Source organism: Streptomyces sp. NPDC003011, assembly GCF_053591515.1.
The window spans coordinates 19,044-44,348 of the sequence record NZ_JBSFTY010000001.1; the positions used below are offsets into that span (position 1 = coordinate 19,044).

The 25,305-nt window shown below is 71.1% G+C and carries 22 protein-coding genes, 1 tRNA gene and 1 pseudogene; 10 read left to right on the plus strand and 14 right to left on the minus strand.

Annotated elements, in window-relative coordinates; genetic code table 11:
- The first annotated feature begins 58 nt into the window (after positions 1–58).
- Entirely contained in the window at positions 59–1,087 is a 1,029-nt protein-coding gene (locus ACWD0J_RS00090) for a helix-turn-helix transcriptional regulator (protein WP_451493409.1), read from the plus strand.
- A 120-nt stretch (positions 1,088–1,207) separates the two neighbouring features.
- Here the strand turns inward: ACWD0J_RS00090 and ACWD0J_RS00095 are convergent, their stop codons facing one another.
- The gene (locus ACWD0J_RS00095) at positions 1,208–1,936 is read right to left on the minus strand and encodes a TetR/AcrR family transcriptional regulator (protein WP_451493630.1); all 729 of its coding nucleotides are present in this window, start codon (positions 1,934–1,936) and stop codon (positions 1,208–1,210) included.
- A 757-nt stretch (positions 1,937–2,693) separates the two neighbouring features.
- Positions 2,694–3,689, minus strand: a complete 996-nt coding sequence (locus tag ACWD0J_RS00100) for a sigma-70 family RNA polymerase sigma factor (protein ID WP_451493410.1) — start codon at positions 3,687–3,689, stop codon at positions 2,694–2,696.
- Between the two features lie 172 nt (positions 3,690–3,861).
- On the opposite strand from ACWD0J_RS00100, the gene ACWD0J_RS00105 reads away from it, so the two are divergent.
- The gene (locus ACWD0J_RS00105) at positions 3,862–4,380 is read left to right on the plus strand and encodes an N-acetyltransferase family protein (protein ID WP_451493411.1); all 519 of its coding nucleotides are present in this window, start codon (positions 3,862–3,864) and stop codon (positions 4,378–4,380) included.
- 114 nt (positions 4,381–4,494) lie between these two features.
- Here the strand turns inward: ACWD0J_RS00105 and ACWD0J_RS00110 are convergent, their stop codons facing one another.
- A complete protein-coding gene (locus ACWD0J_RS00110; RefSeq protein ID WP_451493412.1) occupies positions 4,495–5,286 on the minus strand; it encodes a dioxygenase family protein in 792 nt (263 codons plus the stop codon).
- Positions 5,287–5,396: 110 nt separating this feature from the next.
- Between ACWD0J_RS00110 and ACWD0J_RS00115 the strand changes: the two genes are divergently transcribed.
- Complete coding sequence (locus ACWD0J_RS00115) at positions 5,397–5,912, plus strand: MarR family winged helix-turn-helix transcriptional regulator (protein WP_451493413.1); 516 nt, start codon at positions 5,397–5,399, stop codon at positions 5,910–5,912.
- A 135-nt stretch (positions 5,913–6,047) separates the two neighbouring features.
- Here ACWD0J_RS00115 and ACWD0J_RS00120 read toward each other — a convergent pair whose 3' ends face one another.
- Both ACWD0J_RS00120 and ACWD0J_RS00125 read right to left on the minus strand, forming a co-directional pair.
- On the minus strand, positions 6,048–7,556 hold the full coding sequence (locus tag ACWD0J_RS00120) for an MFS transporter (RefSeq protein ID WP_451493414.1): 1,509 nt from the start codon (positions 7,554–7,556) through the stop codon (positions 6,048–6,050).
- A 287-nt stretch (positions 7,557–7,843) separates the two neighbouring features.
- A complete protein-coding gene (locus ACWD0J_RS00125; RefSeq protein ID WP_451493415.1) occupies positions 7,844–8,488 on the minus strand; it encodes a TetR/AcrR family transcriptional regulator in 645 nt (214 codons plus the stop codon).
- Positions 8,489–8,515: 27 nt separating this feature from the next.
- On the opposite strand from ACWD0J_RS00125, the gene ACWD0J_RS00130 reads away from it, so the two are divergent.
- The 3 genes from ACWD0J_RS00130 to ACWD0J_RS00140 all read left to right on the plus strand — a co-directional run bounded on the left by ACWD0J_RS00130 (position 8,516) and on the right by ACWD0J_RS00140 (position 12,394).
- Complete coding sequence (locus tag ACWD0J_RS00130; RefSeq protein WP_451493416.1) at positions 8,516–8,710, plus strand: hypothetical protein; 195 nt, start codon at positions 8,516–8,518, stop codon at positions 8,708–8,710.
- A gap of 143 nt (positions 8,711–8,853) precedes the next feature.
- Complete coding sequence (locus tag ACWD0J_RS00135) at positions 8,854–10,182, plus strand: M6 family metalloprotease domain-containing protein (RefSeq protein WP_451493417.1); 1,329 nt, start codon at positions 8,854–8,856, stop codon at positions 10,180–10,182.
- Positions 10,183–10,777: 595 nt separating this feature from the next.
- On the plus strand, positions 10,778–12,394 hold the full coding sequence (locus ACWD0J_RS00140) for an IclR family transcriptional regulator domain-containing protein (RefSeq protein WP_451493418.1): 1,617 nt from the start codon (positions 10,778–10,780) through the stop codon (positions 12,392–12,394).
- Between the two features lie 35 nt (positions 12,395–12,429).
- Here the strand turns inward: ACWD0J_RS00140 and ACWD0J_RS00145 are convergent, their stop codons facing one another.
- The gene (locus ACWD0J_RS00145; protein ID WP_451493419.1) at positions 12,430–13,020 is read right to left on the minus strand and encodes an NADPH-dependent FMN reductase; all 591 of its coding nucleotides are present in this window, start codon (positions 13,018–13,020) and stop codon (positions 12,430–12,432) included.
- 127 nt (positions 13,021–13,147) lie between these two features.
- Here ACWD0J_RS00145 and ACWD0J_RS00150 point away from each other — a divergent pair.
- Positions 13,148–13,220, plus strand: a tRNA-Arg gene (locus ACWD0J_RS00150).
- Positions 13,221–13,267: 47 nt separating this feature from the next.
- Here the strand turns inward: ACWD0J_RS00150 and ACWD0J_RS00155 are convergent.
- Complete coding sequence (locus ACWD0J_RS00155; RefSeq protein ID WP_451493645.1) at positions 13,268–13,519, minus strand: hypothetical protein; 252 nt, start codon at positions 13,517–13,519, stop codon at positions 13,268–13,270.
- Here ACWD0J_RS00155 and ACWD0J_RS00160 point away from each other — a divergent pair.
- Positions 13,512–14,031: pseudogene (locus tag ACWD0J_RS00160) on the plus strand (mobilization protein); the annotation flags it as partial. The gene ACWD0J_RS00155 and the pseudogene ACWD0J_RS00160 overlap by 8 nt on opposite strands.
- A 71-nt stretch (positions 14,032–14,102) precedes the next feature.
- Here the strand turns inward: ACWD0J_RS00160 and ACWD0J_RS00165 are convergent.
- From ACWD0J_RS00165 to ACWD0J_RS00195, 7 genes are all read right to left on the minus strand, one after another.
- Entirely contained in the window at positions 14,103–15,239 is a 1,137-nt protein-coding gene (locus tag ACWD0J_RS00165; RefSeq protein ID WP_451493420.1) for a hypothetical protein, read from the minus strand.
- Between the two features lie 86 nt (positions 15,240–15,325).
- The gene (gene fxlM / locus ACWD0J_RS00170; protein WP_451493421.1) at positions 15,326–17,407 is read right to left on the minus strand and encodes a methyltransferase, FxLD system; all 2,082 of its coding nucleotides are present in this window, start codon (positions 17,405–17,407) and stop codon (positions 15,326–15,328) included.
- 21 nt (positions 17,408–17,428) lie between these two features.
- Positions 17,429–18,703, minus strand: coding sequence for a lanthionine synthetase C family protein (locus ACWD0J_RS00175; protein ID WP_451493422.1), 1,275 nt, complete (start codon positions 18,701–18,703; stop codon positions 17,429–17,431).
- Entirely contained in the window at positions 18,700–21,654 is a 2,955-nt protein-coding gene (locus ACWD0J_RS00180; RefSeq protein WP_451493423.1) for a lantibiotic dehydratase, read from the minus strand. Before ACWD0J_RS00180 ends, ACWD0J_RS00175 begins: the two co-directional genes overlap by 4 nt.
- A gap of 217 nt (positions 21,655–21,871) precedes the next feature.
- Positions 21,872–22,051 carry an FxLD family lanthipeptide gene (locus tag ACWD0J_RS00185; RefSeq protein ID WP_016825826.1) on the minus strand — a complete coding sequence of 60 codons (180 nt, stop codon included), beginning with the start codon at positions 22,049–22,051 and terminating at the stop codon, positions 21,872–21,874.
- A gap of 189 nt (positions 22,052–22,240) precedes the next feature.
- On the minus strand, positions 22,241–22,429 hold the full coding sequence (locus ACWD0J_RS00190) for a hypothetical protein (RefSeq protein WP_451493424.1): 189 nt from the start codon (positions 22,427–22,429) through the stop codon (positions 22,241–22,243).
- Positions 22,430–22,656: 227 nt separating this feature from the next.
- Positions 22,657–23,103, minus strand: a complete 447-nt coding sequence (locus tag ACWD0J_RS00195) for an ATP-binding protein (RefSeq protein WP_451493425.1) — start codon at positions 23,101–23,103, stop codon at positions 22,657–22,659.
- Positions 23,104–23,344: 241 nt separating this feature from the next.
- Between ACWD0J_RS00195 and ACWD0J_RS00200 the strand changes: the two genes are divergently transcribed.
- Both ACWD0J_RS00200 and ACWD0J_RS00205 read left to right on the plus strand, forming a co-directional pair.
- Positions 23,345–24,628: an XRE family transcriptional regulator gene (locus ACWD0J_RS00200; protein WP_451493426.1), complete on the plus strand. Its 1,284-nt coding sequence runs from the start codon at positions 23,345–23,347 to the stop codon at positions 24,626–24,628.
- Positions 24,625–25,164 (plus strand): N-acetyltransferase family protein, encoded by a 540-nt coding sequence (locus tag ACWD0J_RS00205; protein WP_451493427.1) that lies wholly within the window; start codon positions 24,625–24,627, stop codon positions 25,162–25,164. Before ACWD0J_RS00200 ends, ACWD0J_RS00205 begins: the two co-directional genes overlap by 4 nt.
- The last annotated feature ends 141 nt before the right edge of the window (positions 25,165–25,305 follow it).

Below are 25,305 nucleotides of genomic sequence, written 5' to 3' on the forward strand. Positions count from 1 at the left end.
CCAACCTAGGACCCCATTAGGCCAGATCGTGTCCTACTTCTGCGGCATCCTCGGACGCATGACGACGGACACTCCGGCACGGCTCCTTCAGCTCCTCTCCCTCCTCCAGACGCCCCGCGAATGGCCCGGCGGCGAGCTCTCCGAGCGACTCGGGGTGTCCCGCCGTACGGTCCGGCGGGACATCGACCGGCTGCGGGAGCTGGGATATCCGGTGCAGGCCAGCATGGGGGCGGACGGCGGGTACCGGCTGGTCGCGGGGAAGGCGATGCCGCCGCTCGTGCTCGACGACGAGGAGGCGGTGGCGATCGCGGTCGGGCTGCGGGCGGGCGCCGGACACGCGCTGGAGGGCGTGGACGAGGCGTCCGTGCGGGCGCTGGCCAAGCTGGAGCAGGTGCTGCCGTCCCGGCTGCGGCACCGCGTGGCCACCCTCCAGGCCGCGACGACCCCGCTGACCAGCGGGGACGGGGCGAGCATCGCGCCCGAGACACTCACCGTGATGGCCTCCACGGTCGCCGGGCGGGAGCGGTTGCGGTTCGCCTACCGGGCGAGGGACGGCGCCGAGTCGCGGCGGGTGGTCGAGCCGTACCGGCTGGTGTCGACCGGGCGGCGGTGGTATCTCGTCGCGTACGACCTCGATCGCGGCGACTGGCGCACGTTCCGCGTCGACCGGGTGAGCTCCCCGTTCGCCACGGGCACGCGGTTCGCTGCGCGGGAGCTGCCGACGGGCAGCGCGGCGGAGTACCTGCGGCGTTCGATGTACCAGCGGCAGGAGACGTACGCGTTCACCGTGACGTTCGACGCGGCGGCCGAGGCGGTGGCCGCGCGGGTGCCGGCGTGGCTCGGGGTTCCGGAGGCGATCGACGGCGGACGGTGCCGGTTGCGCGGGACCGCGGGGGACGCGATGGAGTGGCTGGCGGTGCGGCTGGCCCTGCTCGGATTCGACTTCACCGTGCAGGAGCCCACGGAACTGGCGCGGTGTGTACGGGACGTGGGCGGGCGGCTGGTTCGCGCCGGGGGCGGTGAGGGTGAGGCGCGCGGTGATGACGGTGATGAGGGTCAGGCGCGGGGTGAGGAGAGTGGGCTGTAGGGCGGTGACGGTGAGGCGCGCGGTGGTGAGGGGGCTGAACCCTCTACCGACCCGACCCGACCCGACCCGGCCCGCAGCCCAGCGGCGCGTCAGCGTGTTCGTCCACCCGCCCGTGGGGCGTCAGCGCGCTTCAGCGCATCCCTCCGCGCCGTCGCTCCCGGCACTGCCATCGTTCCCGGCACTGCCGTCGCTCCCGGCACTCCAGTGCCCCCACACCCGCTCCCAGGGGAAATCCCCCACCGCCTCCAGATTCCGCAGCGCCAGTTCCGCCGGGCCCTCGGGGCCGTCGGCCGGGGCGTCGCTCGCCACCCAGGCCTCGACCGCCGTACGGACCGCGGCGCTCGCCACCGCCGCCGCGAACCGGAGGTCGGGGGACACGGCCACCTGGGAACGCTCGCCGACGCCGTCGTCATCCGGCGTCAGCCGCCGGCGTTCCGTCAGCAGCTCCGCCAGCGTCCGCTCCCCCGCGTGGCACACCTCCGCCCACACCTTGCGCAGGGCGGGGCTCGTCTCCGTCAGGCGGATGAGGGTGCGGACCCATTCCCAGGACGCCACCGAGCCGTCGGCGCCCGGGACGAGGGTGCGGCGGACCGCGTGTTCCAGCACCTGGGGGACGGGCAGGCCGGGCGGGGCGTTGCGGACGGCCTCCGCCCAGAGGTGGGCGCCCGCCGCGTAGAGCGGGGTGACGGCCTCCTCCTTGGTGGCGAAGTAGCGGTAGAACGTGCGGGGCGCGACGCCCGCGGCCTGGGCGATGTCCTCGGCGCGGGTGGCCCGCAGGCCGTGCCGCACGAAGAGCCCGGCCGCCGCACGGGCGATCTCCATCCGGGTCTCGGCCTTGCGCCGTTCCATGAGGGAGAGGGGTGCCGTCGGAGAAGACGGCTGGGTGGGGCTGCTCACGTTGGGCAGGCTATGCCCATGTGGCACAATCTGCCATCCGGCGGGCCACCCCGGAGTTCAGGTACGGGGTGTCCCGCCGCTCCGGCATGCCCGGACGGAACGGGGCGGATGGCGGAACGGGGCGGATGACGGGGCCGGACGGATGACGGGGCTGGGCCGGGGACAGAAAGCGAGCCGGACCCCGGCGCCCCGGGGGGAGGGCGCCGGAGCCCGGCTCGGGGAGAGTCCCGGCGCCGGGGGGAGTGCGACGGGACGTGGCTCTGGGGGCTGAGCGGGACCGAAGGTGCCGGTGGGAACCCGGCCCGGGGTTCGAACTCATGGACCCTGAAGTTTTGTTCCCGGGTCCAGCCGATTGAAGCGGCGTTACACCGCCATGTTTGCGCTGTCTTTCGCCACCCGGCGTACGCGGCCGACGCGGGGGCGGCACCGGTCGCACGCCGCCCTGCGCGCACGAACCCGCCCGCGCCGTGGCCCGCACCGCACCGGCGCCACCCGGCACCGGCTCGCCCACGCGCCGACGCCGGCGGGGACTGCCGGCACGAACGGACCCGGCTGTGAGGTAACGGGCCGGCGCTCGAACAGACCCGGCTCGAACGGACCCGGCTCGGACAGGCCCGCCTCACACCGGAGTTCGGGCTCACACCGGGCCTCAGGCTCACGCCGGGCCTTGGGCTCACACCGGACTTCGGGCTCGCACCAGACCTCGGGCTCACGCCGCCGCGTCGAACCCCGTGTCCCGCGCCAGCTTCTTCAGTTCCAGCAGGGCGTGCTTCTCGATCTGGCGGATGCGTTCGCGCGTGAGGCCGTGCTCCTTGCCGACCTCGGTGAGCGTGCGCTCCCGGCCGTCCTCGATGCCGTACCGCATCTTGATGATGGACGCCGTGCGCTGGTCGAGGCGGCCGATGAGGTCGTCGAGCTCCTCGCTGCGCAGCAGGGTCAGGACGGACTGCTCCGGGGAGACCGCCGACGCGTCCTCCAGGAGGTCGCCGAACTGGGTCTCGCCCGCGTCGTCCACCGGCATGTTGAGGGAGACCGGGTCGCGGGCCCAGTCCAGGACGTCCGTCACGCGGGCCGGGTTCGAGTCGAGCTCGGCGGCGATCTCCGCGGGCTCCGGGTCGCGGCCGTGCTCGCGGTTGAACTCGCGCTGCACGCGCCGGATCCGGCCCAGCTCCTCCACCAGGTGGACGGGCAGCCGGATGGTGCGCGACTGGTCCGCTATGGAGCGGGTGATGGCCTGACGGATCCACCAGGTCGCGTACGTCGAGAACTTGAAGCCCTTGCGGTAGTCGAACTTCTCGACCGCGCGCACCAGCCCGGCGTTGCCCTCCTGGATGAGGTCGAGGAGCGGGAGGCCGCTGCGGGGGTAGCGGCGGGCCACGGCGACGACCAGCCGGAGGTTGGAGCGGATGAAGACGTCCTTGGCGCGCTCGCTCTCGTCGACGAGGGCCTGGAGCTCCTCGCGGGAGGCGTCCGCCGGGGACTCCTCGTATCCGTCGAGGATCTGTCGCGCGAACACACCCGCCTCGATGATCTGGGACAGCTCGACTTCCTTGGCGGCGTCGAGCAGAGGCGTACGCGCGATCTCGTCGAGGTACATGCCGACCAGGTCGCGGTCGGCGATCTCGCCGCCATGGGTGCGAACACTGCTTGCCGCGTCGGTCCCGCCGGTGGCGGACTGACGACGGGCGACGGCACGGGTTGCCATGCGTGCTCCCTTGCGATGGTGAGGTCAGCGGGTGGTCCTTGAGACGCTGGGCACTCTCCTCGGGTGCCCTGCTTCCGATGGAAACAACGACTGGAATCCGGACAGAATTCCCAACGCACCCCTCTATTTTTCTGATCATGCAGTACCCTGTCCGGCCACGTGAGGAGGCACGGTGCTGTCGGGATATACAGAGGTGCAGGTCAGACCGGGAGTCGAGGGGGATCTCAAGGCTCTCACCGACCTCTACAACCACTACGTGCGTGAGACGTCCATCACGTTTGACACCGTGGCCTTCACTCCGGAGGAGCGCCGCCCCTGGCTGCTCTCTCACCCTGAAGACGGCCCGTTCCGCCTGATGGTTGCCACGCGGGCGGACACACAGGAGATTCTGGGCTACGCCACATCCAGCCCTTATCGCGCGAAGCCCGCGTACGCGACCTCCGTGGAGGTCACCGTCTACCTCGCCCCGGACGCGGGCGGCCAGGGGGTCGGCACGCTCCTCTACAAGGCCCTCTTCGCGGCCCTGTCCGGCGAGGATCTGCACCGCGCCTACGCGGGCATCGCCCAGCCCAACGAAGCGTCCACGCGACTGCACGAGCGCTTCGGATTCCGGTACGTCGGCACGTACCGGGAAGTGGGCCGGAAGTTCGGCCGCTACTGGGACGTGGCCTGGTACGAGAAGGATCTCTAGGGGCTGCCGCGAACCTCCGGCCGAGACCGCGGGAACTCACGGCACGGATCGCGCGAGTGCCGTGCCGTGCCGCGCGAGTGCCGCGCGTGCCGTGCGAGTGCCCGGGCCCCCTCCTCAGCCGAACTGCACCGACCGCTTCGCCATTCCCAGCCAGAAACCGTCGATCACGGACTTCTGGGCGTCCAGCTCGCCGCCGGCCTCCGCCGCGCCCATGGTCACGAACAGCGGGGCGAAGTGCTCGGTGCGCGGGTGGGCGTAGCGGCCGGCCGGGGCCTTGTGGAGGAAGTCCAGCAGGGCGTCCCAGTCGCGGGACTCCAGGGCCCGGCGGCCCCAGTCGTCGAACTCCGAGGACCAGGCCGGCACTCCCGGGCCGGTGTGCCGCAGCGCGGCCAGGTTGTGGGTGAAGAAGCCGGAGCCGACGATCAGCACGCCCTCGTCGCGCAGCGGCGCGAGCTTGCGGCCGATCTCCATGAGCCGCACCGGGTCGAGGGTCGGCATGGAGATCTGCAGGACCGGGATGTCGGCCTCGGGGAACATCTCGACCAGCGGGACGTACGCGCCGTGGTCGAGGCCGCGGTCCGGGATGTCCTGCACCGGGATGCCGGGCGCCCGCAGCAGCTTCCGTACGGACGCGGCGAGTTCGGGGGCGCCGGGCGCCTCGTACCGCACCTGGTAGTAGTGCTCTGGGAAGCCCCAGAAGTCATAGACAAGGGGGACCGTCTCGATGGCGCCGAGGGCGAGCGGGGCCTCCTCCCAGTGGGCGGAGACCATGAGGATCGCCTTGGGGCGTGGCAGGCCGGCCGACCACGCGGCGAGTTCGCCGGGCCAGACCGGGTCGTCCGCGAGCGGCGGGGCGCCGTGACTGAGGTAGAGGGCCGGCATGCGCTCCTCGGTGGCGGCGGACATGGGGCGGCTCCCTCCGGAAGGACAGACGCTTGAAACCTCAAGCTATGACTCCACTGAGTGTACGCCGCACTTGTTTAAGATTCAAGGAGAACTCTCGTACAGTGGGATACATGAACACGGCATCCGCATCCGCGCGCGCTGAGGAACCTCGCTGGCTCACCGACGAGGAGCAGCGTGTGTGGCGCTCCTACCTGCACGCCACGATGCTCCTCGAGGACCACCTGGACCGACAGCTCCAACGGGACGCCGGCCTGCCGCACATCTACTACGGCCTTCTCGTCAAGCTCGCCGAGTCGCCGCAGCGGCGGCTGCGCATGACCGAACTCGCCATGCACGCGAAGATCACCCGCTCCCGCCTCTCGCACGCCGTCGCCCGTCTGGAGAAGAACGGCTGGGTGCGCCGCGAGGACTGCCCCTCCGACAAGCGGGGCCAGTTCGCGGTGCTCACCGAGCAGGGCCGGGAAGTGCTCCGGCAGGCCGCGCCGGGCCATGTGGCCACCGTACGCAACGCGGTGTTCGACCGGCTCACCCCGGAACAGCAGAAGTCCCTCGGCGAGATCATGGAGATCGTCGCCGAGGGACTCCAGCCGAACGAAGCGGGTGCGGACCTGCCCTGGCTGCGCTGACCGCGGAGCGCGGCCGGGCAGCCAGGGCAGGTCCTGTGGGAGGTACGTACGGGGCGTCCCCTCCCCGTACGTACCGATGGCCCGAAGGAACTCGAAGGCCCGAAGGCCCGGAGGGATACGGCCGGACGGCCGCCGTCAGTGCGCGATCACCGGCACCGGCAGCTCGTCCTCGACACTGCCGCCGGAGCCGGTCACCGTGGTGGAGCCCGGCTTGCCGGCGGTGATGAAGGTCGCGGCGACCGCCGCGGCGGCCACGAGGATGCCGACGGCGAACCAGATCGCGGTGGTGTACCCGTGCACCTGGCCCTCCAGCTGGACCAGCTGCTGCTGGGCCTGGGAACCGGCACCGCCGATGTTGTCCTTGATGTACGAGGTCGTCGCCGAGGCGGCGATCGTGTTCAGCAGGGCGGTACCGATCGCGCCGCCCACCTGCTGCGAGGTGTTGACCATCGCGGAGGCGACACCGGAGTCACGCGGCTCGACACCCTGGGTGGACAGGGACATGGCCGGCATGAACGCCGTACCCATGCCGAGGCCGAGCAGCACCATCCCCGGAAGGATCACGCCGGCGTACGAGGAGCCGATCTCCAGCTGGGTGAGGAAGAGCATGCCGGCCGCGGCGACCAGGAAGCCCGGAGCCATCAGCAGGCGCGGGGGAACCCGCGTCATCAGGCGGGTGCCGATCTGCGTGGAGCCCACCATCATGCCGCCGATCATCGGCAGGAAGGCGAGGCCGGTCTTGACCGGCGTGTAGCCCTTCACGATCTGCAGGTAGTAGGTCAGGAAGAGGAACAGGCCGAACATCGCGATGATCGCGAGACCGAGGGAGAGGTAGACGCCTCCGCGGTTGCGCTCGGTGAGGACGCGCAGCGGCAGCAGCGGGGCCTTGACCTTGGACTCGGTGAACACGAACGCGGCGAGCAGGACGGCCGAGGCGACGAACAGGCCGACCGTCATCGAGTCGCCCCAGCCCTCGGACTCGGCGCGGGTGAAGCCGTAGACGAGGGAGACCAGACCGAGCGTGGACAGGACGACACCCGGGATGTCGAGCGGCGAGCGGTTGCGGCCGCCCTCGGGCTCACGGATGACGAAGTACGCGCCCGCGGCGGCGATGACCGCGAACGGGATGTTCACGAAGAACGTCCAGCGCCAGTCGAGGTACTCGGTGAGGACACCGCCGAGGATGAAGCCCACGGCGCCGCCGCCACCGGCGATCGCACCGTAGATGCCGAACGCCTTGGCGCGCTCCTTGGGCTCCGTGAACATCACGGCGAGCAGCGAGAGCGCGGCGGGCGCGAGCAGCGCGCCGAACGCACCCTGGAGGGCACGGGCACCGAGCATCATCGCCTCGTTGGTGGCCGCGCCACCGAGGGCGGACGCGCCGGCGAAGCCGATCAGCCCGGCGACGAAGGTGCGCTTGCGGCCCCACAGGTCGGCGATACGGCCGCCGAAGAGCAGCAGACCGCCGAAGGCCAGGGCGTAGGCCGTGATGACCCACTGGCGGTTGCCGTCGGATATGCCGAGGTCCTGCTGGGCGGACGGCAGCGCGATGTTCACGATGGTCGCGTCCAGGACGACCATCAGCTGGGCGAGCGCGATGAACGTCAGCGCCTTCCAGCGATTGGCATGTGCTGTTTCAGACATGGCTGTACCCACTCCGGGACTTCGTAACGGAAAAACGGGACGTAAATACGGGACGTAAATACGGGACGTAGTGGTGGAAAAGTCTTCTCAACGGGTGTGGCGAAGGAACGACTCGTCAACGGTGACGGCCGGAGTCTGTGGGGGGCCTGGTCGGTGGAAACCGGTCGGTGGGGCGACCGGTTCCGGTGATTGCCGGGCGGTGACTGGCGTGTGGTGATCGGCGTGTGGCGATTGGCGTTTGGCAACTGGCGTGTGGTGACTGGCGTGTGGAGCGCCTAACTGGTCGGTCAGGTCAGCCGCAGGTCCTCCATGGTCACGGCCGTGCCCGTCAGGACAGAACGGGCCGGGGCCCGCAGTCCGTCCAGGAACAGCTGGAGATGACGGTGCACGAAGCGGTCGGCGCTGACGCACCCGGTCCCCGCCGGGGGCCGGCTGAGCTGGGCCACGGCGACCATCAGGTCGCCCACACCCACGTCGGTGCGGAGCTGTCCGGCCCCCTTGGCGTGGTCCATGAGCTCGCCGATGAGCTGCTCGACCCGCTCCCGCGCCGCCACCAGGTCGGGGTGGTGCTGGTCGAAGGTGCTGACGGCCATCGGGCACAGCGCGCTGATCCGCTCGTCGGCGGCGACGTGCACGAAGCGCTCCAGCGCCGCGAAGGCGTCGCCGTTCTCCGCGAGCGCCTGCTCGGCCGCCTCCGCGGTCCGGTCCATGACCGAACACACGACCTCACGGACCAGGGCGTCCCGGTCCGGGAAGTTGCGGTACAGCGTGGCGTTGCCGACGCCGGCCCGTCGGGCGATCTCGTCGAGCGGCACGTCGGGGCCGAACTCGGTCAACATCTCCCGGGCGGCGGTGACGATCCGCTCCCGGTTGCGCAGGGCGTCGGCACGCGGCCGGGTCGCCTTGCGCTGCACGGGGGTCGCGGTCTGCACGGCGTACTCCTGAGGCTGGTGGTGGCGATGAGCGAGACGTTGGATCAGACGATGGATGAGGCGGCCTTGGGTCAGGCTTTGGATCAGGCCTTGGATGATGCGTTGGATCAGGCGACGGTTCGCGATCCGGGGAAAGGCTCCCCGTTTCGATCCGACACATGGCTAAACGGGGAAGTGGTCCCCGGTTATTTCCCGCCCAGCGGACGATTTCCTGTGACCTGAGTCACATACCCCCTTCGGGGAAACCCACGTTCGGCCTCTCCCGGCGCGCGCCCGCGAACCCCTCGTCTCAGGGTGATCGAAAGGGCGCAGCCTTCAAGCCGGCGGCTGCCGCTGACCGAAGGGGCCGACCGAAGGGGCCATCCATGCAGCCGCAGTCTGGGGAACCCCGGGAAGGGGCGGGCGCCTCCCCGGAACCGCGCCTCCGCCGCCGGATACGCCGGCGCCGCGTGGCCGCCCTGGCGTCGGTGACCGCGCTGACCCTCGCGGTCAGCACCACGGCCGGCACCGGACACCTCCCCCCGGGCCCCGCGACGGCCGGAGCGGGTCCGACCGCCCTCGCCCACTCCGCCACCCACGGCCCCTGCATGATCAGCGGCGGCCCGGCCGTCGAGATGTCGGAGGGCCTCCCCACCCCCGGCGGCTACTCCCGCTCCACCGGCACCGTCCGCGCCCTCACCCTGATGGTCGACTTCTCCGACGCCCCCGGCCAGGGCAGCGCCCTCGACCGCTTCCGCGAGTTCTTCCCGCAGACCCGGGAGTGGTTCCGCACCAGTTCCTACGGCCGTCTCGACTACCGCCCCGAGACCCCGGTCCCCGGCTGGCTGCGGATGCCCAAGCCGTTCAGCGCCTACGGCATAGAACGCGGCGCCCCCTTCGACCCCGGGTACCGGCAGCTGGTCCAGGACATGGTGGCCGCGGCCGATCCGCAGGTGGACTTCCGGTCGTACGACTTCCTGAACGTGCTGGTGACACCGAACGCCGGCCCGTCGGCCCTGGACACGGTCCTGTCCGTCACCTTCGCCGGCAACACGGAGGCACCGGTCGCCGACGGCGTCCCCGTCGCGAACGCCTCCTTCGTCTACTCCCGCCAGGACGACGGCTCCGGCTCCTACGACAAGACCGGCTACCGCGTCCTCCCGCACGAGAACGGCCACGTCTTCGGCCTGCCCGACCTGTACACCCAGGAGGGCGGCGGCGCGGTCGGCCACTGGGACATCATGAGCGAGGACTGGGGCGCCAACAACGACCTGCTGGGCTGGCACAAGTGGAAGCTCGGCTGGCTGGACGCGGGCCAGGTGGACTGCGTGACGACGCCCGGGACGACGGAGCACACGCTGACGCCGCTGGCCCGGGCGGGCGGTTCGAAGCTGGTCGTCGTCCCCGTCGGCCGACGGACCGGCTACGCCGTCGAGTTGCGCACCCGCGGGGGCAACGACGAGACCGTGTGCCGCCCGGGCGTCCTGATCTACCGGGTCGACGCGGACGTGGACACCGGCCAGGGCCCGGTCACGGTGTACGACTCCCACCGCGACAGCGGCGGGTGCACCCGCTCCCCGAACGTCCACGCGGAACTCTCCGACGCCCCGTTCGCCCCCGGCGAGGACTTCCGGGACACGAGGAGAGACATACGCATCGCGGTGGCGGGGGCCGATCTATCCGGGAACTACCGGGTGGTGGTGACGCGGGGGTGAGGGAGGGGAGGGCCGGGAGAGCGGGGAGAGCGGGGAGTGCCTTTTTCCGCGGATCGCGGGGCCGTGAGGAGGTGGGGGGCGGGCCCTTCCGGGAACCACCGGGTGGTGGTGGCGGGGGGGCGGGGTGAGGAGCGGCGGCGGAGCGGCAACGGCTCCGGCTCCGGCTCCGGCTCCGGCTCCGGCTCCGGCTCCGGGAACGGCCGGTTGCCGGGGCACGGCGTGGTGAGAGGCGGCTCCCGGATTACGGTAGGGCTGCCGCGACCGCCGTACCGGAGAACCGATGCCAGCTGAGACACCCTTGAACGAGCCCCCGCCGTGGGACACCGCGGGACCGGCTGAACCCTCCGCCGACGGTTCGGCGGCTGAGGCGGGGACGGAGGCGGATGGTGCGGGGGTGAGCGGCGCGGGGGCGAGTGATGTGCAGGCGGGCGGCGCGGAGGCGAGCGGCGCACCCGCGACCGGCCAACCCGCGACCGGCGCCCGGGGAGCCAGTACACGGGCGGCCGGCTCACCGAGGCGCGGCACTCCGGCGGGCGGCGCACCGGCAGGCGGCGCACCTGCGGGCATCGGCGCACCGCCGCTCGAGAGGGCTGACGTGCCGCCCGAGGCGGTCACGCCGTTGATCCGGGGTGTCGGTGTGCTGCGGCAGCTGACCGAGGCCGGCGGGCGGTCGAGCCCGAGCGGGCTGGAACGCGCCACCGGTCTCGCCCGTTCCACGGTGGACCGGATCACCTCCACCCTCGCCCGCATGGGATACGTCCGTCTCGACGGCCGGGACGTGGTCCTCGCCCCCCGCCTGATGGAACTGGGCAACGCCTACCTGGCCGCCCTGCGCCTGCCCGCGCTGCTGGCCGCACGCGCGGACGCGCTCGCCGACGAGCTCGACGAGTCGGTCTCCCTGGCGGTCGGCGACCTCGACGGCATCCGCTTCATCCACCAGGCCACCCGCCGCCGCGCCATGTCCCTCAGCTTCCGCATCGGCGACCTGCTCCCGGCCGAACGCACCGCCCCCGGCCCGCTGTTCGCGTCGGAGTGGACGGACGACGAGTGGCAGGCGTGGCGCTCACGCCGGGCGGCGGACCCGGAGGACCGGGGCTTCCCGGCCGTACCGCCGCGCGAACATCCCGCATCCGGCCGGGACTTCGAGCAACGTGCCGCGCGGGCACGGCAGGACGGCTGGGCGCTGGACGACCAGTTGATCGAACCGGGGCTGGTCGCCGTCTCCGTACCCGTACGGGATCCCCGTACCGGCCGGATCGCCTGCGTGGCGAGCGTGGTGAGCCACACGAGCCGGCACACCGCGACCCACCTGCGCGACGCACTGCTCCCCCGGCTACGGGCGGCGGTCACCGACATGGAACGCGCGCTGCGGGAGGCCGGAGCGGCACCCGGGCCGGGTGAGCCGGAGATGGTGGCCCCGTCGGGACTGGCGGCCTGGACCGGGGCGTCGAAGCAGGAGCTGGGCCGGGAGTTCGTCGAGTCGCTGGCCCGCGGGCTGACCGTACTGACGGCGTTCGGCGAGGGCAGGCCGGCGCTGACCCTGACGGAGGTCGCGAAGGCTACGGGCCTGGCACGCGCGACCGCACGCCGGGCGCTGATCACGTACGAGTACCTGGGCCTGGTGACCCCGGTCCCGCACCGGGCGTTCGCGCTCACCCCGCGCGTCCTGTCCCTCGGCTTCCCGCCCCTCTCCCGTACCTCCCTCCCCCGCATCGCCGACCCTCACCTGGCGGACCTCGCCGCCCGGCTCCACGAGTCGGCGTCACTGGCGGTCCTGTCCCCGACGGGCGAGGAGATCCACTACACGGCCCGGGCAGCCGCGCACCGCGTGATGAGCGTGGACATCACAGTCGGCACCCGCCTGCCGGCCCCGGCGACGTCACTGGGCCAGGTACTGCTGGCGCAGCGGGACGGGATGTCCCACACACCTTCCGTGCCGGGTTCCCTACCGGGACGGATCCTGGACGACGTACGACGGCGGGGCTACGCCCTCCTCGACGAGGAGTGGGAGGAGGGCCTGCGCTCGATCGCGGTCCCGATCCACGACCGCACCGGCAGGGTGGTCGCCGCGGCCAACGTGGCCCTGCACGCGGCCCGCCGCACGCCCGAGGAATGCGTCGACGAGATCCTGCCCGAGCTGAGAGCGACGGCGGCGCGGATCGAGGCGGAGCTGGGGGTGGCGGGAAGATTCGTACGGGTGGCGCTGCACTGAGGAAAAGGTGCCGCCGGCTGCTGACTTCGCTGACGTCAGCCGTCGTAGGGCCGGGCGGCCCGTCCCTCCCGCAGGGTCAGCCCCCACCAGGCGAGTTGGTCGAGCAGCACACCGGCGGCCTTGGCGGCACCGTCCTCATCACGGGGACGCCCCTGTTCGTCGAACTTCTCCCAGGCCATGTGGAATCCCACGGTGTCGCGCAGGGTGACGGCATGCAGCTCGGCGAAGACCTGCCGCAGTTGCTCCACGGCCCGCTGCCCGCCGGCCATACCGCCGTACGAGACGAACCCGACCGGCTTGGCCCGCCACTCGCTGTAGACGTAGTCGATGGCGAGCTTCAGGGAGGCCGGGTACCCGTGGTTGTACTCGGGCGTGACGACGACGAACCCGTCAAGGCCCCCGATCCGCTGGGCAAGCCCCGGAACGTCACCGGAACGCTCCCCGGACCGGTCGAAACTCAGCTTGAGCTCATCGACGAGAGCGGGCTCGGCCAGGTCGATGACATGGATGTCCATGTCCTCACGCAGGCCGGCCTCGGACATGAACCAGTCAGCGACCGTGTCGGCGAACCGTCCGACACGCGTGCTGCCGATGACGACACCGATCTTGAGCGGGTTGGGATGCATGCCAGGACCGTAAAACCCCAACCAAACTTGAGGTCAACCCCGCCCCACCCCACCGCCCACCCCAGCCGAAGACCCCCCACCCGCTACACTGACGCCGTACGCCGCCACCCCGGCGACGCACAGCCTTGCCTTCGTAGCTCAGGGGATAGAGCACCGCTCTCCTAAAGCGGGTGTCGCAGGTTCGAATCCTGCCGGGGGCACAACGCATTACCGCTCTGACCTGGAGTTTCTTCCCCAGGGAGGGCTTCTACTCGGCCTCGGACTCCTCGTCCGGGGCCGTTTGCGTGAGCGGTGCGTGAGCGGACGGAGAGTTGATCTCCGGAATTTCTCCCAACGGGTCATCATCATCCGGCACGGACCCCGGGCCGGGATGCTCCGCGTCGTCGGGCTCGGCCTCCGCTTCGGGGGCGGTGTTTTCGGAAGTGGCGCGGGCGCGCGGTACGAGCCTGGCTGTGGCCTCGGCGATCGCCAGGTCCGCTTCGGGGAGCAGGCTCGTCATCGCCGCCGCCCGCTGGCACCAGCTCCGCCACCACGACCGACAAGTCACCGCCGCCCAGCAGACCCTGCTCCACCTCCAGGCCACCTACGACCAAGCAGCCGCCGCACCGCTCGCCGCCCTTGCACAGCGCCAGCCGCCCCAGCAGGCCGTGGACCGGAACATCCGCCGCCTACGCCAGATCCTGCCCGAGCACGCGGAGCAGATCATCGAAGACCCCGCTTTCGCAGCCCTCACCGCCGCCCTCGCCGAGGCAGAAACAGCCGGACACGACCCGGAACGGCTCCTCCAACAGGTCGCCGACCCGCGCGCCCTGGACGACGCGCGCCGCCCCGCACGAGTCCTGACCTGGCGCATACAACGTCTCAACGCAAGGCCGGCACCCAGCGCAGGAGCCCGCGCAGCACAGGGCCCACGCAGCACAGGCCCGAAGCACCACACAGCGCCCCACCGCCCCAGACCACACGGCAGCAGCCGCCCCGGCTCCGCAGCCACAACAGGCACGGCGGCGCTGATCACGACCTTGTGGACAACCTGGGGGCACGCAGCTCCAGCCCTTCGACGAGCTCCCAGGTCCCTGCGTTCATCAGGCTCTCTCCAAAGGGGCTGCACGCCCGAGATCTGAGGGGCACGCAAGGCTTACCCGGATCACGCTGTCGCTGGCGCGAAGTGCCGCCGTCAGTTCGCCCTTCAACTCGTCCGGCATGGTCCCTGCCCCGAGGGCGCAGGAACGCACCAGTGCACGGCAGTCCTGTACTTGCCGGCCCGTGGCGATCGCGGTGAACAGAGAGTGAGCCAGGTTCTCGCGGGCCGCGTAGCCGTCTTCGGCCTCCGTCGTCCTGCGGTGGAGGTCCTCGACGATGCGGTGCGCGGCGGGCGAATCGGCGGAACCGATCGCGTCGAGGACGGTAAGGCCGAGCCGGGCATCGAAGACAGTCATCCCAGGTCCAGACCGACGCTCAAGATAGGTGGCCGCCAGGTCCGCCAGGTGGCCGTCGACCCTCTGCCCGGCGTCGCGGCGGCACAGGACGGTCAGGCATGCCGTAACGGCTTGCTCCCACGGATCGCCAGGCATCGTGTCGGCGAGGAGCACGGCGGCCCGTGCCGTGTCACCCGCAACGAGGGCGGCGAGTATGGCGACTTGGCGTCCGTCGAGCATCCGCTTGCCTACGCCTCGGTAAGTTTCGATGTGCGTCAGGGCCTCGGCCCAGCGCCCCTTGGTGGTGAGTGTGCGCGTGCCGTCGGCGAGGAGCACACGCCACAGCCACGCACGGACCTCGTGGCGGTCCTCGTCAGTCGCGGTGAGGTCGGCGGGTACCTCGACACCCTCGAACCGAGCGTCTACGCCCGCCTTGACGGCCCCATGCAGGTCGAGCAGTCGCCGGCGGCCTTCATCAGCGCGGCCCGCGCGGATCTGGAGGCGGGCGAGGTTGACGACGGGTTCCAGCCCTCGGATTGCGCTCATGCCGGGCAGGGGGCAGGCGTGGAGGTAGGCAGCAGCGTGCTGGTGGCACATCTGGCGTGCGAGGTGGGGAAGGTCGAGATCGGAGGCTATGAGCGCGGCCTGGTTGTAGGCAGCTGATGCGAGCCCCTGGTCGGTCTTGTTCACCGCAGTGTCGGCCAGGTCGACGAGAGCGCGCACACGCTCGGGCAGAGGCAGGCAGGCGGGCCGGAATCGGGCAACGAGCGGGAAGCGTTGGGCTGTGGGTCCGTGCGGGTCCATGGGTCCCCCAGGCATAAGTGAGAACTGGTGAGGCGACGGTGCCCGCCGGCCGTACGCGGCGGGCACCGTCCGCCACACGTGGGGCGTCACTGCCAGTCGACGACGATGCGGTTCAGCGGGGTGTCGAGAGCGAAGAGGCCGGGGCGCCGCTCGATGCTGGGGGCGTCGAGGGGCTGCATCTCGAACGTGGCTTCGCGGCTGCGGTATTCGCGGTCCCAGGTGCGGATGGCGTCGGCGACCTTCGCGGCCAGTTCGTCGCTGCCGGGACCGTGGCCGATGACGCCGAACTCCCAGAGTTTTCCGCCCTCGGGGGTCCTCTTCTCCGACAGCCGCCGCGCCAGGTAGGTGACGGCGCCCTTGTCGACGACGGCGGTCGACGAGGGGTAGGGATCCTCGGTGAGCACACCGCCCTTGGCGCTCTGGGGGAACAGCATCCGGATCAGGCCGGAGGGAAGGGAGCAGGCCACGAACAGTTCCATCCACTCCGGCGACTCCATGGCCTGGACCGTCATGCCAGTCCATTCCTCGGTGCGGGGCTGCTCCAGCACACCGGCAAGGGCGTCGGTGTCGATGTGCTGCCCCGCGGGGGCCTGAAGCCGGACAGTGCCGTCCCCACTGAGCGGGATGACGCGGCGGTCGTCGTCGGCGATGCCCCGCCGAAGCGGCATGAAGGTGTTCATCTCGCTGCCGAGGGACACCCACCGGCCATCACGCTGCTCGTAGGCGATGGAACGGGACACCGTGCCCTTCAGTCGCTGGGGGACGAGGAGCCGACCGTCGGGGGCGAGCTGCTGCAGCCAGGCGTGCGGCACGCCGTGCGCGCCCACGGTGGCGATGATCCGGTCGTACGGCGCTGCTTCGGCGTAGCCGAGTGCCCCGTCGCGGGTCACGGCCTCGACGTTGGTGATCCCGGCAGCGGCGAGGTGCTCGCGGGCGCCCTCTACGAGGTCGTCGTCGACGTCGAGGGTCGTCACGTGTCCGCTCTCGCCGACCAGGTGGGCGAGCAGGCCGGCGTTGTAGCCGGTGCCGGCGCCGAGTTCGAGGATGCGCTCGCCGGGCTGGGCGTCGAGTTGGTCCAGCATGAGGGCGACGACGCCCGGCTGGGAGGCGCAGGAGATCGATGTGCCGTCGGTGTCGTACTTGATGTGCACCGGTGTGTTGGCGTAGGCGTCTTCGAGTGACGCGTCGGGCACGAACACATGGCGGGGCACGGTCCGCAACGCGGCCTCGACGGCGGTCGTGCGGGCGTGCCCGTCCGCGCGAAGCTGGTCGACCAGGGCGTTGCGGAGGCGCTCGGCGTCCGCCGTAGGGATGGCGATCGTGTCGGTGTTCACCGCGCTGACGCTATCGATCTCGGCCGTTGCCTCGGTGGGCAACTCGGTGTGGTCACTCGTTCCCATGACTACCTCTCGTGCGATGTGGGACAGGGCGCTCTGGTCGTCCCGGAGGAGACCGGCGCGGTTGGCGTGGAAGATCACGTGGTGGGCGATGACGGCTCGCAGGCCGCGGGTGAGGGCGCCGCGGCCTGCGAGTTCGGCGAGCGTGGCTCCGGCCCGTTCGAAGGCGGTCACCCATTCCTCGTGCGCGTGGAGTGGGCCACGCGGGCGGCAGAGGCTGTGGGCATCGGCGGTCATGAGTTTCCGCATGGCCGGAGCCAGTTCGGCGGCTCGTTCGGGTGGTCGTGGATTGGCGGCCGGTCGAAGGGCCGTGATCTTCGCCCATATGTCGCCCTGTTCGAACCAGTCGAGTCCAGCACCGCGCATCATGACGCTCGCCAGCAGGACGGCGGTCTCCCGGCGTCCCAAGTGCATCGGGCTCTGCTGGTAGGTGAGCAGGTGGAGGGAGTCGCTGTGGAACAGTTCGTGGGCTGCGTCCATGGCCTCCGGGCCGCCGAACGTGTCGGTCTCGGGCTCGTAGATGCAGGGCAGACACGACACAGCCACGCCGTCGCCGATGAGATCACTCAGGAGCGACTCAATGGCTGGTGAGGGCTCGTCGGCGAGGTAACGCAGCGGCCAGGGCTGCTTGTTCATGAACCACCAGCCGGTGAGCTGCCCGTCGGTCTCGGCCTCGATCAGGGCGGGGCCGAGGCGTTCGGCGATGGTGCGCCGGGCCCTCTCGCGCTCGACGAAGGTGATGTTGTGCTGCTGCCAGTGGTCGGGAGGCATAGAGGTCCTTCGGTCGGTGTATCAGGCGATGAGGAGGCATGTGTCCCAGGCGGACCGGGGTGGTGCGGCGGTGCTGGGCGCCAGGAGGGCCAGGGCTATGCCGGCGGCCCCGTCGAGTAGGCCGGGGCCGCCTTCCTCGTCCTGAATGAGCGCCGTGGCCATGAGTTCGGGGTCGGTGCCCGGTGGAATGACCGCAGCCAGCAGGGCCGGCATCGCGGCGCGGAGTTCTCCCGCAGTCGAGGGGTGGGCGTCGTCGGCCGTACGCGCGGCAGCGTGGGCGAGGCCGGCGAACCCGTGGCAGAGGCCGTTGTCCGTCGTGGCCTTCAGCTGCTCGGGGTCGGTGAGGGCGGCCACGAGTGCGTTCTCCGCGTCGATCTGGCGGCTGGTATCGCCGAGCGCAAGCGCAGCAAGTTGCTGGGCTCGGGCGAGGCCGGCGGTGCCGTAGCACCAGGACGGCCGCCTGAGGGCTAACGAGCCGAGACGCCCCCGGCGCAGCTCTCCCTGAGTGACCCAGTACGGCCAGACCGGTCCGCCGCTGGCCCTTTCCTTCCAGCGGTCCAACCAGGCCAGGGTGGTGCGCAGTGCGGCGTGGTGCCCATCGGTGACGGAGCCGTTCCGAGTTGCGAGGGCCAGGAGCGCGAGCACTCCGCCGATGCCGTGTGCCATACCGGTGTTGGCGTGCCCGCCGGGGAATCGGTCGTCTGGGCTGCCCGAGGGCCCGGTCTCCGCCCACCAGCCCGGCAGGGTCTCGCCGTGGTGGGTGATCGGTTCGGTGAGGCGCACGCAGTAGTCGAGAACGGCGCGCATCGTGGAGCTGCCGGGGTTTCGGCGCAGTAGGTAGGCGCCGTATCCGGTGAGGCCCCGGATGGTGTCGAACTCGGCGAGCTGCGGCAGGTGTCCGGCGTCGATGCGGCGGTGTGCGGCGTCGAGACGGCGTCCGACGTCGACTGCGATCTGGGCGTCCATCGTGTCGAGGGCGCGTTGGTAGGAGTCGGGAAGGTGGTCGGCGGCACAGGCCAGGGCGTGGGCGAAGGCGGGCACTCCGTAGAAGGGGTGGCTGTCCGGGCCGCTGGTGAGCGGCTGCCGGGAGGCGGCGGCAAGCCAGTCGTGGGCACGGTGCCACGGAGCGAGGCCGTTCGCGGCCAGCTCGATGTGCAGGAGCGCGATGCCGGGCGGGCCGTAAGCGAGATGCTGCCGGTCCCAGGACAGCGTTCTGGAGCCGAGGGGCACGGTGTCGGGGTCGGCGAGCCGGACGGCGATGGCGTCGACCAGGCCTAGCGTGGGGTGAGCGGTCACGAGGCCCTCCCATGGGTGCGGGCGGTCCAGGCCAGGGCGGCGGCGCGCGCCAGGTAGAGGCACACCTCTTCCTCCGGGAAGTTCACGGCGACGTGGCGCACGAAGTGGACGTGCAGCAGGGAGGTCAGGACGTCGTCGACGGCGATGCCCTGGGTGTCCGGGCCGGGCAGGTGCGGCCGGTACGCGGCGAGCGCCGCTTCCCGGTCGGCCCATCCGGACACGATGGCGTCTCCGCCTCGAACGCTGCGCAGGGCCGACCAGTCGTCGCTCGGGTCGGCGAGCCGTACGGCCTCGGTGAACTGCGCGCGTGGAACGGCCACGGGTGCAGTCGGCGAGACATGGTCGATCAGCCACTGCATCCCAGCCTCGGTGGTGCCGAGGAAGGCGGAGGTGATAGCGACCGTGTGGGCCGCCACCAGCGTGCGCTGACTGGGGCGCTGTGGCTGCGCGAGCTGGGCCAGGATGGCGCGCGAGTCCGCCCGGAAGACCTCCTCGGCCGCCTCCCATGCGGTGCCTGAGCCCCAGCGGCCCATCTCCCGGTAGGAGGTGGGATAGCGCAGGTCGGCCAGCAGGCCGATGCCTCGTAGCTGGTCGGCCCAAGCGCTCACCATTCGGGCCGTGCCGGCGAAAGCTTCCGGGTCGGAGAGAGCGATGCGTACGCGGAGGTGTTGGCCCGGGTCGCGGAAGCGGATGAACCACCACGGCGGGTTGCCGAGTCGTGCGAGGAGGCCGGGCAAGTGCCGGGAGAGCAAGACGTCTTGGCGGCGGGGGTCGCCGTACAGGGCGGCCAGAAGAACCGAGGAAGCGGCAGGCGTCTGTATCTGGGCCGCAGACAGGGCACGGGCACGGCTGGGGGCTGGCAGTGGCGGCCATGCCGACGGCCTGGTTGCTTTGAGGGGCACCACGACCTCGTGGACTCGCCCGCCGCACCAGCCGTACGCCTCTGGTTCCGGGGCCTCGACGAGTACGGCCAGGCGCGAATGATCGAGGTGTCTGCGCAGGAGCGCACGGTGGCCAGCCTCGTCGATGTCGAGGAAGAGGCGCCGGTCATCCTCTACTAGGTAGACGCGGTGCGGCAGCCTCCGCCGGGCACGCCAGTCGCTGAGTGCGGCGTCCCACTCGGCCCGAGGGCGGGCATGGCCGGGCAGTTGGGACGCTTCCAGCCGCCAGCGTGCAGGGGCCAGCACGGTCCGGCCGTACCGCAGACGTGGCAGGAACGGCATCGCCGCTGCGGCGCCCCAGTCGAAGACGGTGACCTGCGCGCACTGGGCGCGGGACAGTTCGGTGAGGAACCGCACCAGCGGCGGGGTGTGGGTGTGGAGGTTCAGCGCGTGCATCCCGATGGCCTCGACGCGATGTCCGCGCTCAGGGACTGCGAGGTACATGCGACGGCCGTCGCACCCCACAGCCAAGTCCTCCGGGGTGAGGACGGTGTCCTGCGGGGCGCGGTGCTCCTGAAGGCTGATCACGGTGGGTAGAACATGTGGGGAGCGGGTGACGTGGGCGCTCTCGGGGAGCAGGGGCGGGAAAGAGAGCTGCGCGGGCATGGTGTTGCCGTCTGCGGCCGGGAGGTCGGCAAGCTCTGCGACCAGGGCCTCCCGGTCGGCGGGGGCCAGCACGCTGAGGAACCGGCCCATGGAGACGCCGGCACCACGGGACACACTCACGACCTCCAGCCGGAACCGCTCACGCGGCAACTCCTCCAGGCTGGCCGCGTGCACCCGCACCCCGATCTCCAAGTGCGGCGGCAGCCGAGGCTCGTCAGGACCCATGTCCAGGGCCTCGATCTGTTCGTCCGTGAGGATCACTTCGTCACGGCCGTCGAGCGCGGCGGCCTGAGCCAGCCGTACGAGGGCGTCATCCCGGGCGGAGACGCGGGGCCTGCGTGCGCTGGCCGGAGCGCCTGGATAGCCGTCGGGATAGCCGGTGCCGCTGTCCGCCACGGCCTCCACGAGCGGCACCATCGTGCCGATGCCGTACCGCTCGTAGAACCGCTGGTGGTACTCGTTCCAGGCAGCGGTCCCGTACGGGCGGATGCTCAAGCGGGTCAGGATGAGAGCAGCGCGCTCGATCTCTCGAGCGACCGCTTCAGGCAGAACGATCTGCGCGTCCAGGCGGAGGTCGAGCGCGACGGGGTGGCGACGCAGGCCAGGGACGAGGTCTCGCATCCGCGCTGCGACGCTGTCCCGGCCGCCGTGCGTGGCGCACTCCTCCAGGCCCGCCCGGACCGCGTGGAGTGCTCGTACGCTCTCCGCGACCGGGGCAAGGCTTGCAGCGTCGATCGCGTCAAGTTGGCCCACCAGATACCCGAGGGCATCGGTCTCGGTGCTCGGAGCGTGCAGGCCCGTGATCAGCACCCGCCGCCGAATCAACTCCGCCAGCAGTTGACGCGCCTTCTCGGGACCGGCCTCGGGGAACTCCGCCCGGAGCTTGTCTACGAGGGTGCCGAACCGGATCGGCAGTCGGGTCGCGGCAAGGACCGCGCGCACCGGTCCGGTCAGGGCCACAGACGCCTCGACCGCGCGAGTCCGGTCGTCCTGGGCATCGGGCTGGAACGGCACGATGAGCCGGTCTCCCCGGTACGTCACGGTGTTGTTGATAACGACGGGCAGCCGTTCGAGGAGGTCCGGACACGACTCCAACCGCTCGACCACGGCCGCCAGCCACTCTGTCCCCGCGCGGCCGACGGCCACGTGCTCCTCGCCCCAGTCGGCCCGCGCCTGCGGGCCGAACTCCGCGGTGGCCACCCCGGCGAACAGGCCGAAGGGTGTCGCCCGGTGCTGGGCCCGCAGCAGGTAGCGGGCCACGGACAGCGCCGCGCGCCGCACATCACGGAGGGCTGGGCGCTCGGCCGTGCACAGGGCCCCTACCTGTGCGGCCAGGACCGGGCTGGAGTGCTGGAGTGCCTCGGCGACGTCCTTGTTCGCCCAGACCCCGCGTAGCCACGCCACGCGGGCAGACGAGCCACTGGGCGAGCGGTCATCGAGGTCAGGGCATGGCGGGAACGGCAGCGAGGGCTGGGCCACGGCGCGCACGAGAGCGGTGGAACCGGTGCGGAACGCTGCGGGCGAAGCAACCACCAAGTACCTCCGTAGGCGAGGGGACGGGCGGCTGGTGCCGTCGCGCGGAGACGCGGCGGCACCAGACTGGGGTGATCTCGGGTCCGGGTCAGGCGACGTTGGTGGTGCAGGCGCCGCAGGTGGACCCGCAGTTGTCGTCGGTCAGGTTGACCAGGCCCGCCGGGTCGGCGATCTCGACGAGGGAAACGTCCAGGTCGAAGCCGTCCGATGCCCCCGGGATCTGCGGGCGTACTTCGGTGCGGCTGGGAACTACGGTGCTGCGCGTCATGCTTAAACTCCTCGTAATCGTTGTGGTGTTACTGGGCTGGAACGCCCACCAGGTGCTGTCACGGGAGCGCTGCCAGGCAGCTGCTCACCCGACGGCTCCTGGCCGCCCGGCACGAGGGGACATGCTCCGCGTGGGAAGTCTTCGCGGGCTGTCTGCCTCACGCCGGGAAGTCGTGTGCCGGGAGTCTGATCAAGCGGACGTCGGCCGCCGCTCCATGAAGTAGGCGAGCGCCTGGGCCTTGAGGCGATCGAGGCACGGCCCGCACGCGTAGAAGGGCGCGTGCTGCCCGTCCCACTGCACCGGGCCGAGCCAGATCACCAGGACGCCGGTACGCCCGCAGCCGAGCCAGCAATCACCGGTGATCCACGGCCACTCCATGGAAGGACATCCCCTTTCTCAGCTGGTCGGGATAGTCGATCGGGCGGCCTGGCAGTTGGGAGCACAGGCCCAGAGCTGGAACGTCAGGCCCCAGTGGCATATCTCGCCCAGCCGTCGACCGCTCGCTCCCAGCCGCCGGGCACAGAGGGCGCAATCCATGGCCATCTGCCGGCGGGGCCGGAGTCGGGCCAGATCCGGAAGGGGCGAGGGTGCCGTGGCCGGGACGCTCACTTGCCGCCCTCGGTGCGGAGTTCCGCCCAGACCTCTTTGCCCCACGGCCGTCTGTCCGAGCCGTGCAGGTCGTAGCCCCACCGGTCGGCGACTGCATCGACGAGGAGCAGCCCGCGCCCCGACTCGTCGTCGTCAGCCGCCTGGCTGAGTGTGGGCAAACGCGATGGTTCCCGGTCCACGACCCCGACACGCAGTCGTGTCGCGCTCGGCCGCCCAACCGTGAGGCGGATCTCGGGACACGGAGTGTGCCTGGAGGCGTTCGCGATCAGCTCCGTGATGATCAGCGCGGCTCGGTCGGCGAGGCCGTCGAGGTGCCACACGCCGAGGACGTCCCGGACGAGTTCACGGCCGAGCTCGGCCGTGGACGGCTCGCACGGGAAGGTCTGGCTGTACGTGGGGTGGCAGACGGAGAGGGCCTCAACTGGTGTTCTCAGACTCGTCATTGGGGTGGAGCCTTCGTGTCGTCTCGGCGCCCGGCCCACCCCCGCGGGGAAACCTCAGGGGCGGGCCGGGCCGTCAACAGCCGCCCGCACGGTGGGGCGTAGAGGGCGACCGGTACCCAGACAACTCCCTTTTCCAGCAGGTTGGTTAGGACGTTCAGTTGCTCAGCCGACGGACCGACCTAGGGCGTTTTGACCTCTCCTTTACCTGGCGAGCTGGGATCGCGCGGACTACCGTGCCCGCATGGACACCACCCGCAATACCGTTCTTGAGGCGTGGATGACCGAACACGGCTACAGCTCCAACAGCCTCGCCGAGGCCGTGAACAGGGCCATTGAACGGTTGACCGGGCGCCCTGGAGGACTCGACGGCTCATCGGTCCGGGCATGGAAAGCGGGCCGGGTCGCCTGGCCAAAGTCAGCCGCCCGCAAGGCACTTGAGGACGTCACCGGACTACCCGCCGTCGCTTTAGGGTTCGTGCCACGGAGCCGGCCTTCGTCCACCCCGGCCTCACCGCAGCAGGAGGACTCCGACATGAAGCGCCGCACCCTCGTCGGCAGCATCGCGGCGGCTGCCGCAGCAGCAGCCGCACCCGGCACCGCATCGCCGCGCCGTATCGGCATGAGCGACGTCAACCGCCTCAACAAGCGCTTCGCCGAGATCATCGCCAGCGACCACCGCCACGGCGGACAACTCGGCATCGAGCAGCGGGCCGCCGCCCTCGCCGACGAGGCACTCAACCTCCAGAACGCCGGCAGTGCCACCCAGCGCGTACGCAGCAACCTCTATGCCTCAGCAGCCGCTTTCCGCTCCTCCGCGATGTGGGCCGCCATCGACGGCCGGCGCTACGACGTCGCCAAGGCGCACATGCGCGAGTCCCAGGCCCTCGCCGAGATGTCCGGCGACCAGGCGATCAAGTTCCGCATCTGGAGTCACGCGGGCACCATGTACCGGCACATGGGCCGACCGGCGGACGCGTTCGCCGCCAACGACGTCGCCCGCAACCTGCACCTCACCCGCCGTGACCCCCTGTTCGCCTCCCTCGGCCTGGCCCGCCAAGGCGCCATCCACGGCGCGGCACAGGACCGCACCGGCACCCGCCGAGCGTTCGATCAGGCACAGGACGCCATGCTGCGCGCCGACCCCACCGACTACCGACCGGTGTGGATGCTCGCCTTCTACGACCAGGCCGAACTGGACTCCCTGGCCCTCTCCGCACACTTGGCGCTCGGCGACTACTCGACCGCCGAGTACCACGCCCACCGCTGTCTGTCCGCCCTCCGGCCCCACATGATCCGGTCCCGGGCCATCACCACGACCCGGCTCGCCCACGCCCAGCTCGCCCAGGGCGCCCCCGACGCCGCCACAGCCACCGCGATGAAGGTCCCCGCCGAAGCCGCCACCCAGCACGCCCGGGTCACACGCATGCTGCAGGAGTTCGGGGCCGCACTGCGCGCCACCGCGTCGGGTAGCTCCACCGTGCAGACCTGGACCGAGCACACCGCCGCCTGGAGGATGGCTGCATGACAACGGCGCCCGCCATCGAACTGCGCACGTTCACGACTCTCGACACGGCCCGCGGCGACCTCCTCGACGTGTACGCCGACGTGCGCGCCCCGTTGCTCCACCTGCCGAACTACGCGGTCACCGCGTTCGGGGAGCGCCTGGACCGGCACGGCACCGAGCCGAGGTTCACGGCCGTCCTCGCGTATGCGGACGGGAATCCGGTCGGCTACGCCTACGGCAACACCATCGAGCACGGCGACCGGTACTGGCAGCGCACCAGCCCGACGCCGGCCGAGAAGTACACCAAGCGTCCGGCCGTGGCCATGAAGGAGATCGGTGTCCGGCCGACCTGGCGGAAGACGGGTACCGCCCGCCGTATCCACGACGCCCTCCTCGCCACCCGCGACGAGCCGTTCGTCACTCTCATGGTCAACCCGGCTGCCGGCGACGGGAAGGTCCACGCGCTCTACAGGTCGTGGGGGTACGAGGACATCGGGCGGAGCCAGCCGTCACCGGCCTCGCCGATCCTCACCGTGATGATCCGCGTCATCCGCTGATCGGCGCTTACGACCCCGCCGTCTTCGAACGACACCGACTGCTCTGCCATATCCAAAGCCCTGGCCAGAGCCAGCCGCACGCATGACATCGCGACTCATGGAATGCTGATCCACGCCCCGTTCAGCGTGACTTCGGGGCCC

Bases quoted from the DNA above. Each gene is read 5' to 3' on its own strand.
- ACWD0J_RS00120 (WP_451493414.1), bottom strand. From the start codon at position 7,556: ATGTCTGAAACAGCACATGCCAATCGCTGGAAGGCGCTGACGTTCATC.
- ACWD0J_RS00205 (WP_451493427.1), top strand. From the start codon at position 24,625: ATGACAACGGCGCCCGCCATCGAACTGCGCACGTTCACGACTCTCGAC.
- ACWD0J_RS00135 (WP_451493417.1), top strand. From the start codon at position 8,854: ATGCAGCCGCAGTCTGGGGAACCCCGGGAAGGGGCGGGCGCCTCCCCG.
- ACWD0J_RS00100 (WP_451493410.1), bottom strand. From the start codon at position 3,689: ATGGCAACCCGTGCCGTCGCCCGTCGTCAGTCCGCCACCGGCGGGACC.
- ACWD0J_RS00190 (WP_451493424.1), bottom strand. From the start codon at position 22,429: ATGGAGTGGCCGTGGATCACCGGTGATTGCTGGCTCGGCTGCGGGCGT.
- ACWD0J_RS00145 (WP_451493419.1), bottom strand. From the start codon at position 13,020: ATGCATCCCAACCCGCTCAAGATCGGTGTCGTCATCGGCAGCACGCGT.
- ACWD0J_RS00200 (WP_451493426.1), top strand. From the start codon at position 23,345: ATGGACACCACCCGCAATACCGTTCTTGAGGCGTGGATGACCGAACAC.
- ACWD0J_RS00155 (WP_451493645.1), bottom strand. From the start codon at position 13,519: ATGACGAGCCTGCTCCCCGAAGCGGACCTGGCGATCGCCGAGGCCACA.
- ACWD0J_RS00110 (WP_451493412.1), bottom strand. From the start codon at position 5,286: ATGTCCGCCGCCACCGAGGAGCGCATGCCGGCCCTCTACCTCAGTCAC.
- ACWD0J_RS00090 (WP_451493409.1), top strand. From the start codon at position 59: ATGACGACGGACACTCCGGCACGGCTCCTTCAGCTCCTCTCCCTCCTC.
- ACWD0J_RS00195 (WP_451493425.1), bottom strand. From the start codon at position 23,103: ATGACGAGTCTGAGAACACCAGTTGAGGCCCTCTCCGTCTGCCACCCC.
- ACWD0J_RS00185 (WP_016825826.1), bottom strand. From the start codon at position 22,051: ATGACGCGCAGCACCGTAGTTCCCAGCCGCACCGAAGTACGCCCGCAG.
- ACWD0J_RS00165 (WP_451493420.1), bottom strand. From the start codon at position 15,239: ATGGACCCGCACGGACCCACAGCCCAACGCTTCCCGCTCGTTGCCCGA.
- fxlM (WP_451493421.1), bottom strand. From the start codon at position 17,407: ATGCCTCCCGACCACTGGCAGCAGCACAACATCACCTTCGTCGAGCGC.
- ACWD0J_RS00130 (WP_451493416.1), top strand. From the start codon at position 8,516: ATGAGCGAGACGTTGGATCAGACGATGGATGAGGCGGCCTTGGGTCAG.
- ACWD0J_RS00115 (WP_451493413.1), top strand. From the start codon at position 5,397: ATGAACACGGCATCCGCATCCGCGCGCGCTGAGGAACCTCGCTGGCTC.
- ACWD0J_RS00095 (WP_451493630.1), bottom strand. From the start codon at position 1,936: ATGGAACGGCGCAAGGCCGAGACCCGGATGGAGATCGCCCGTGCGGCG.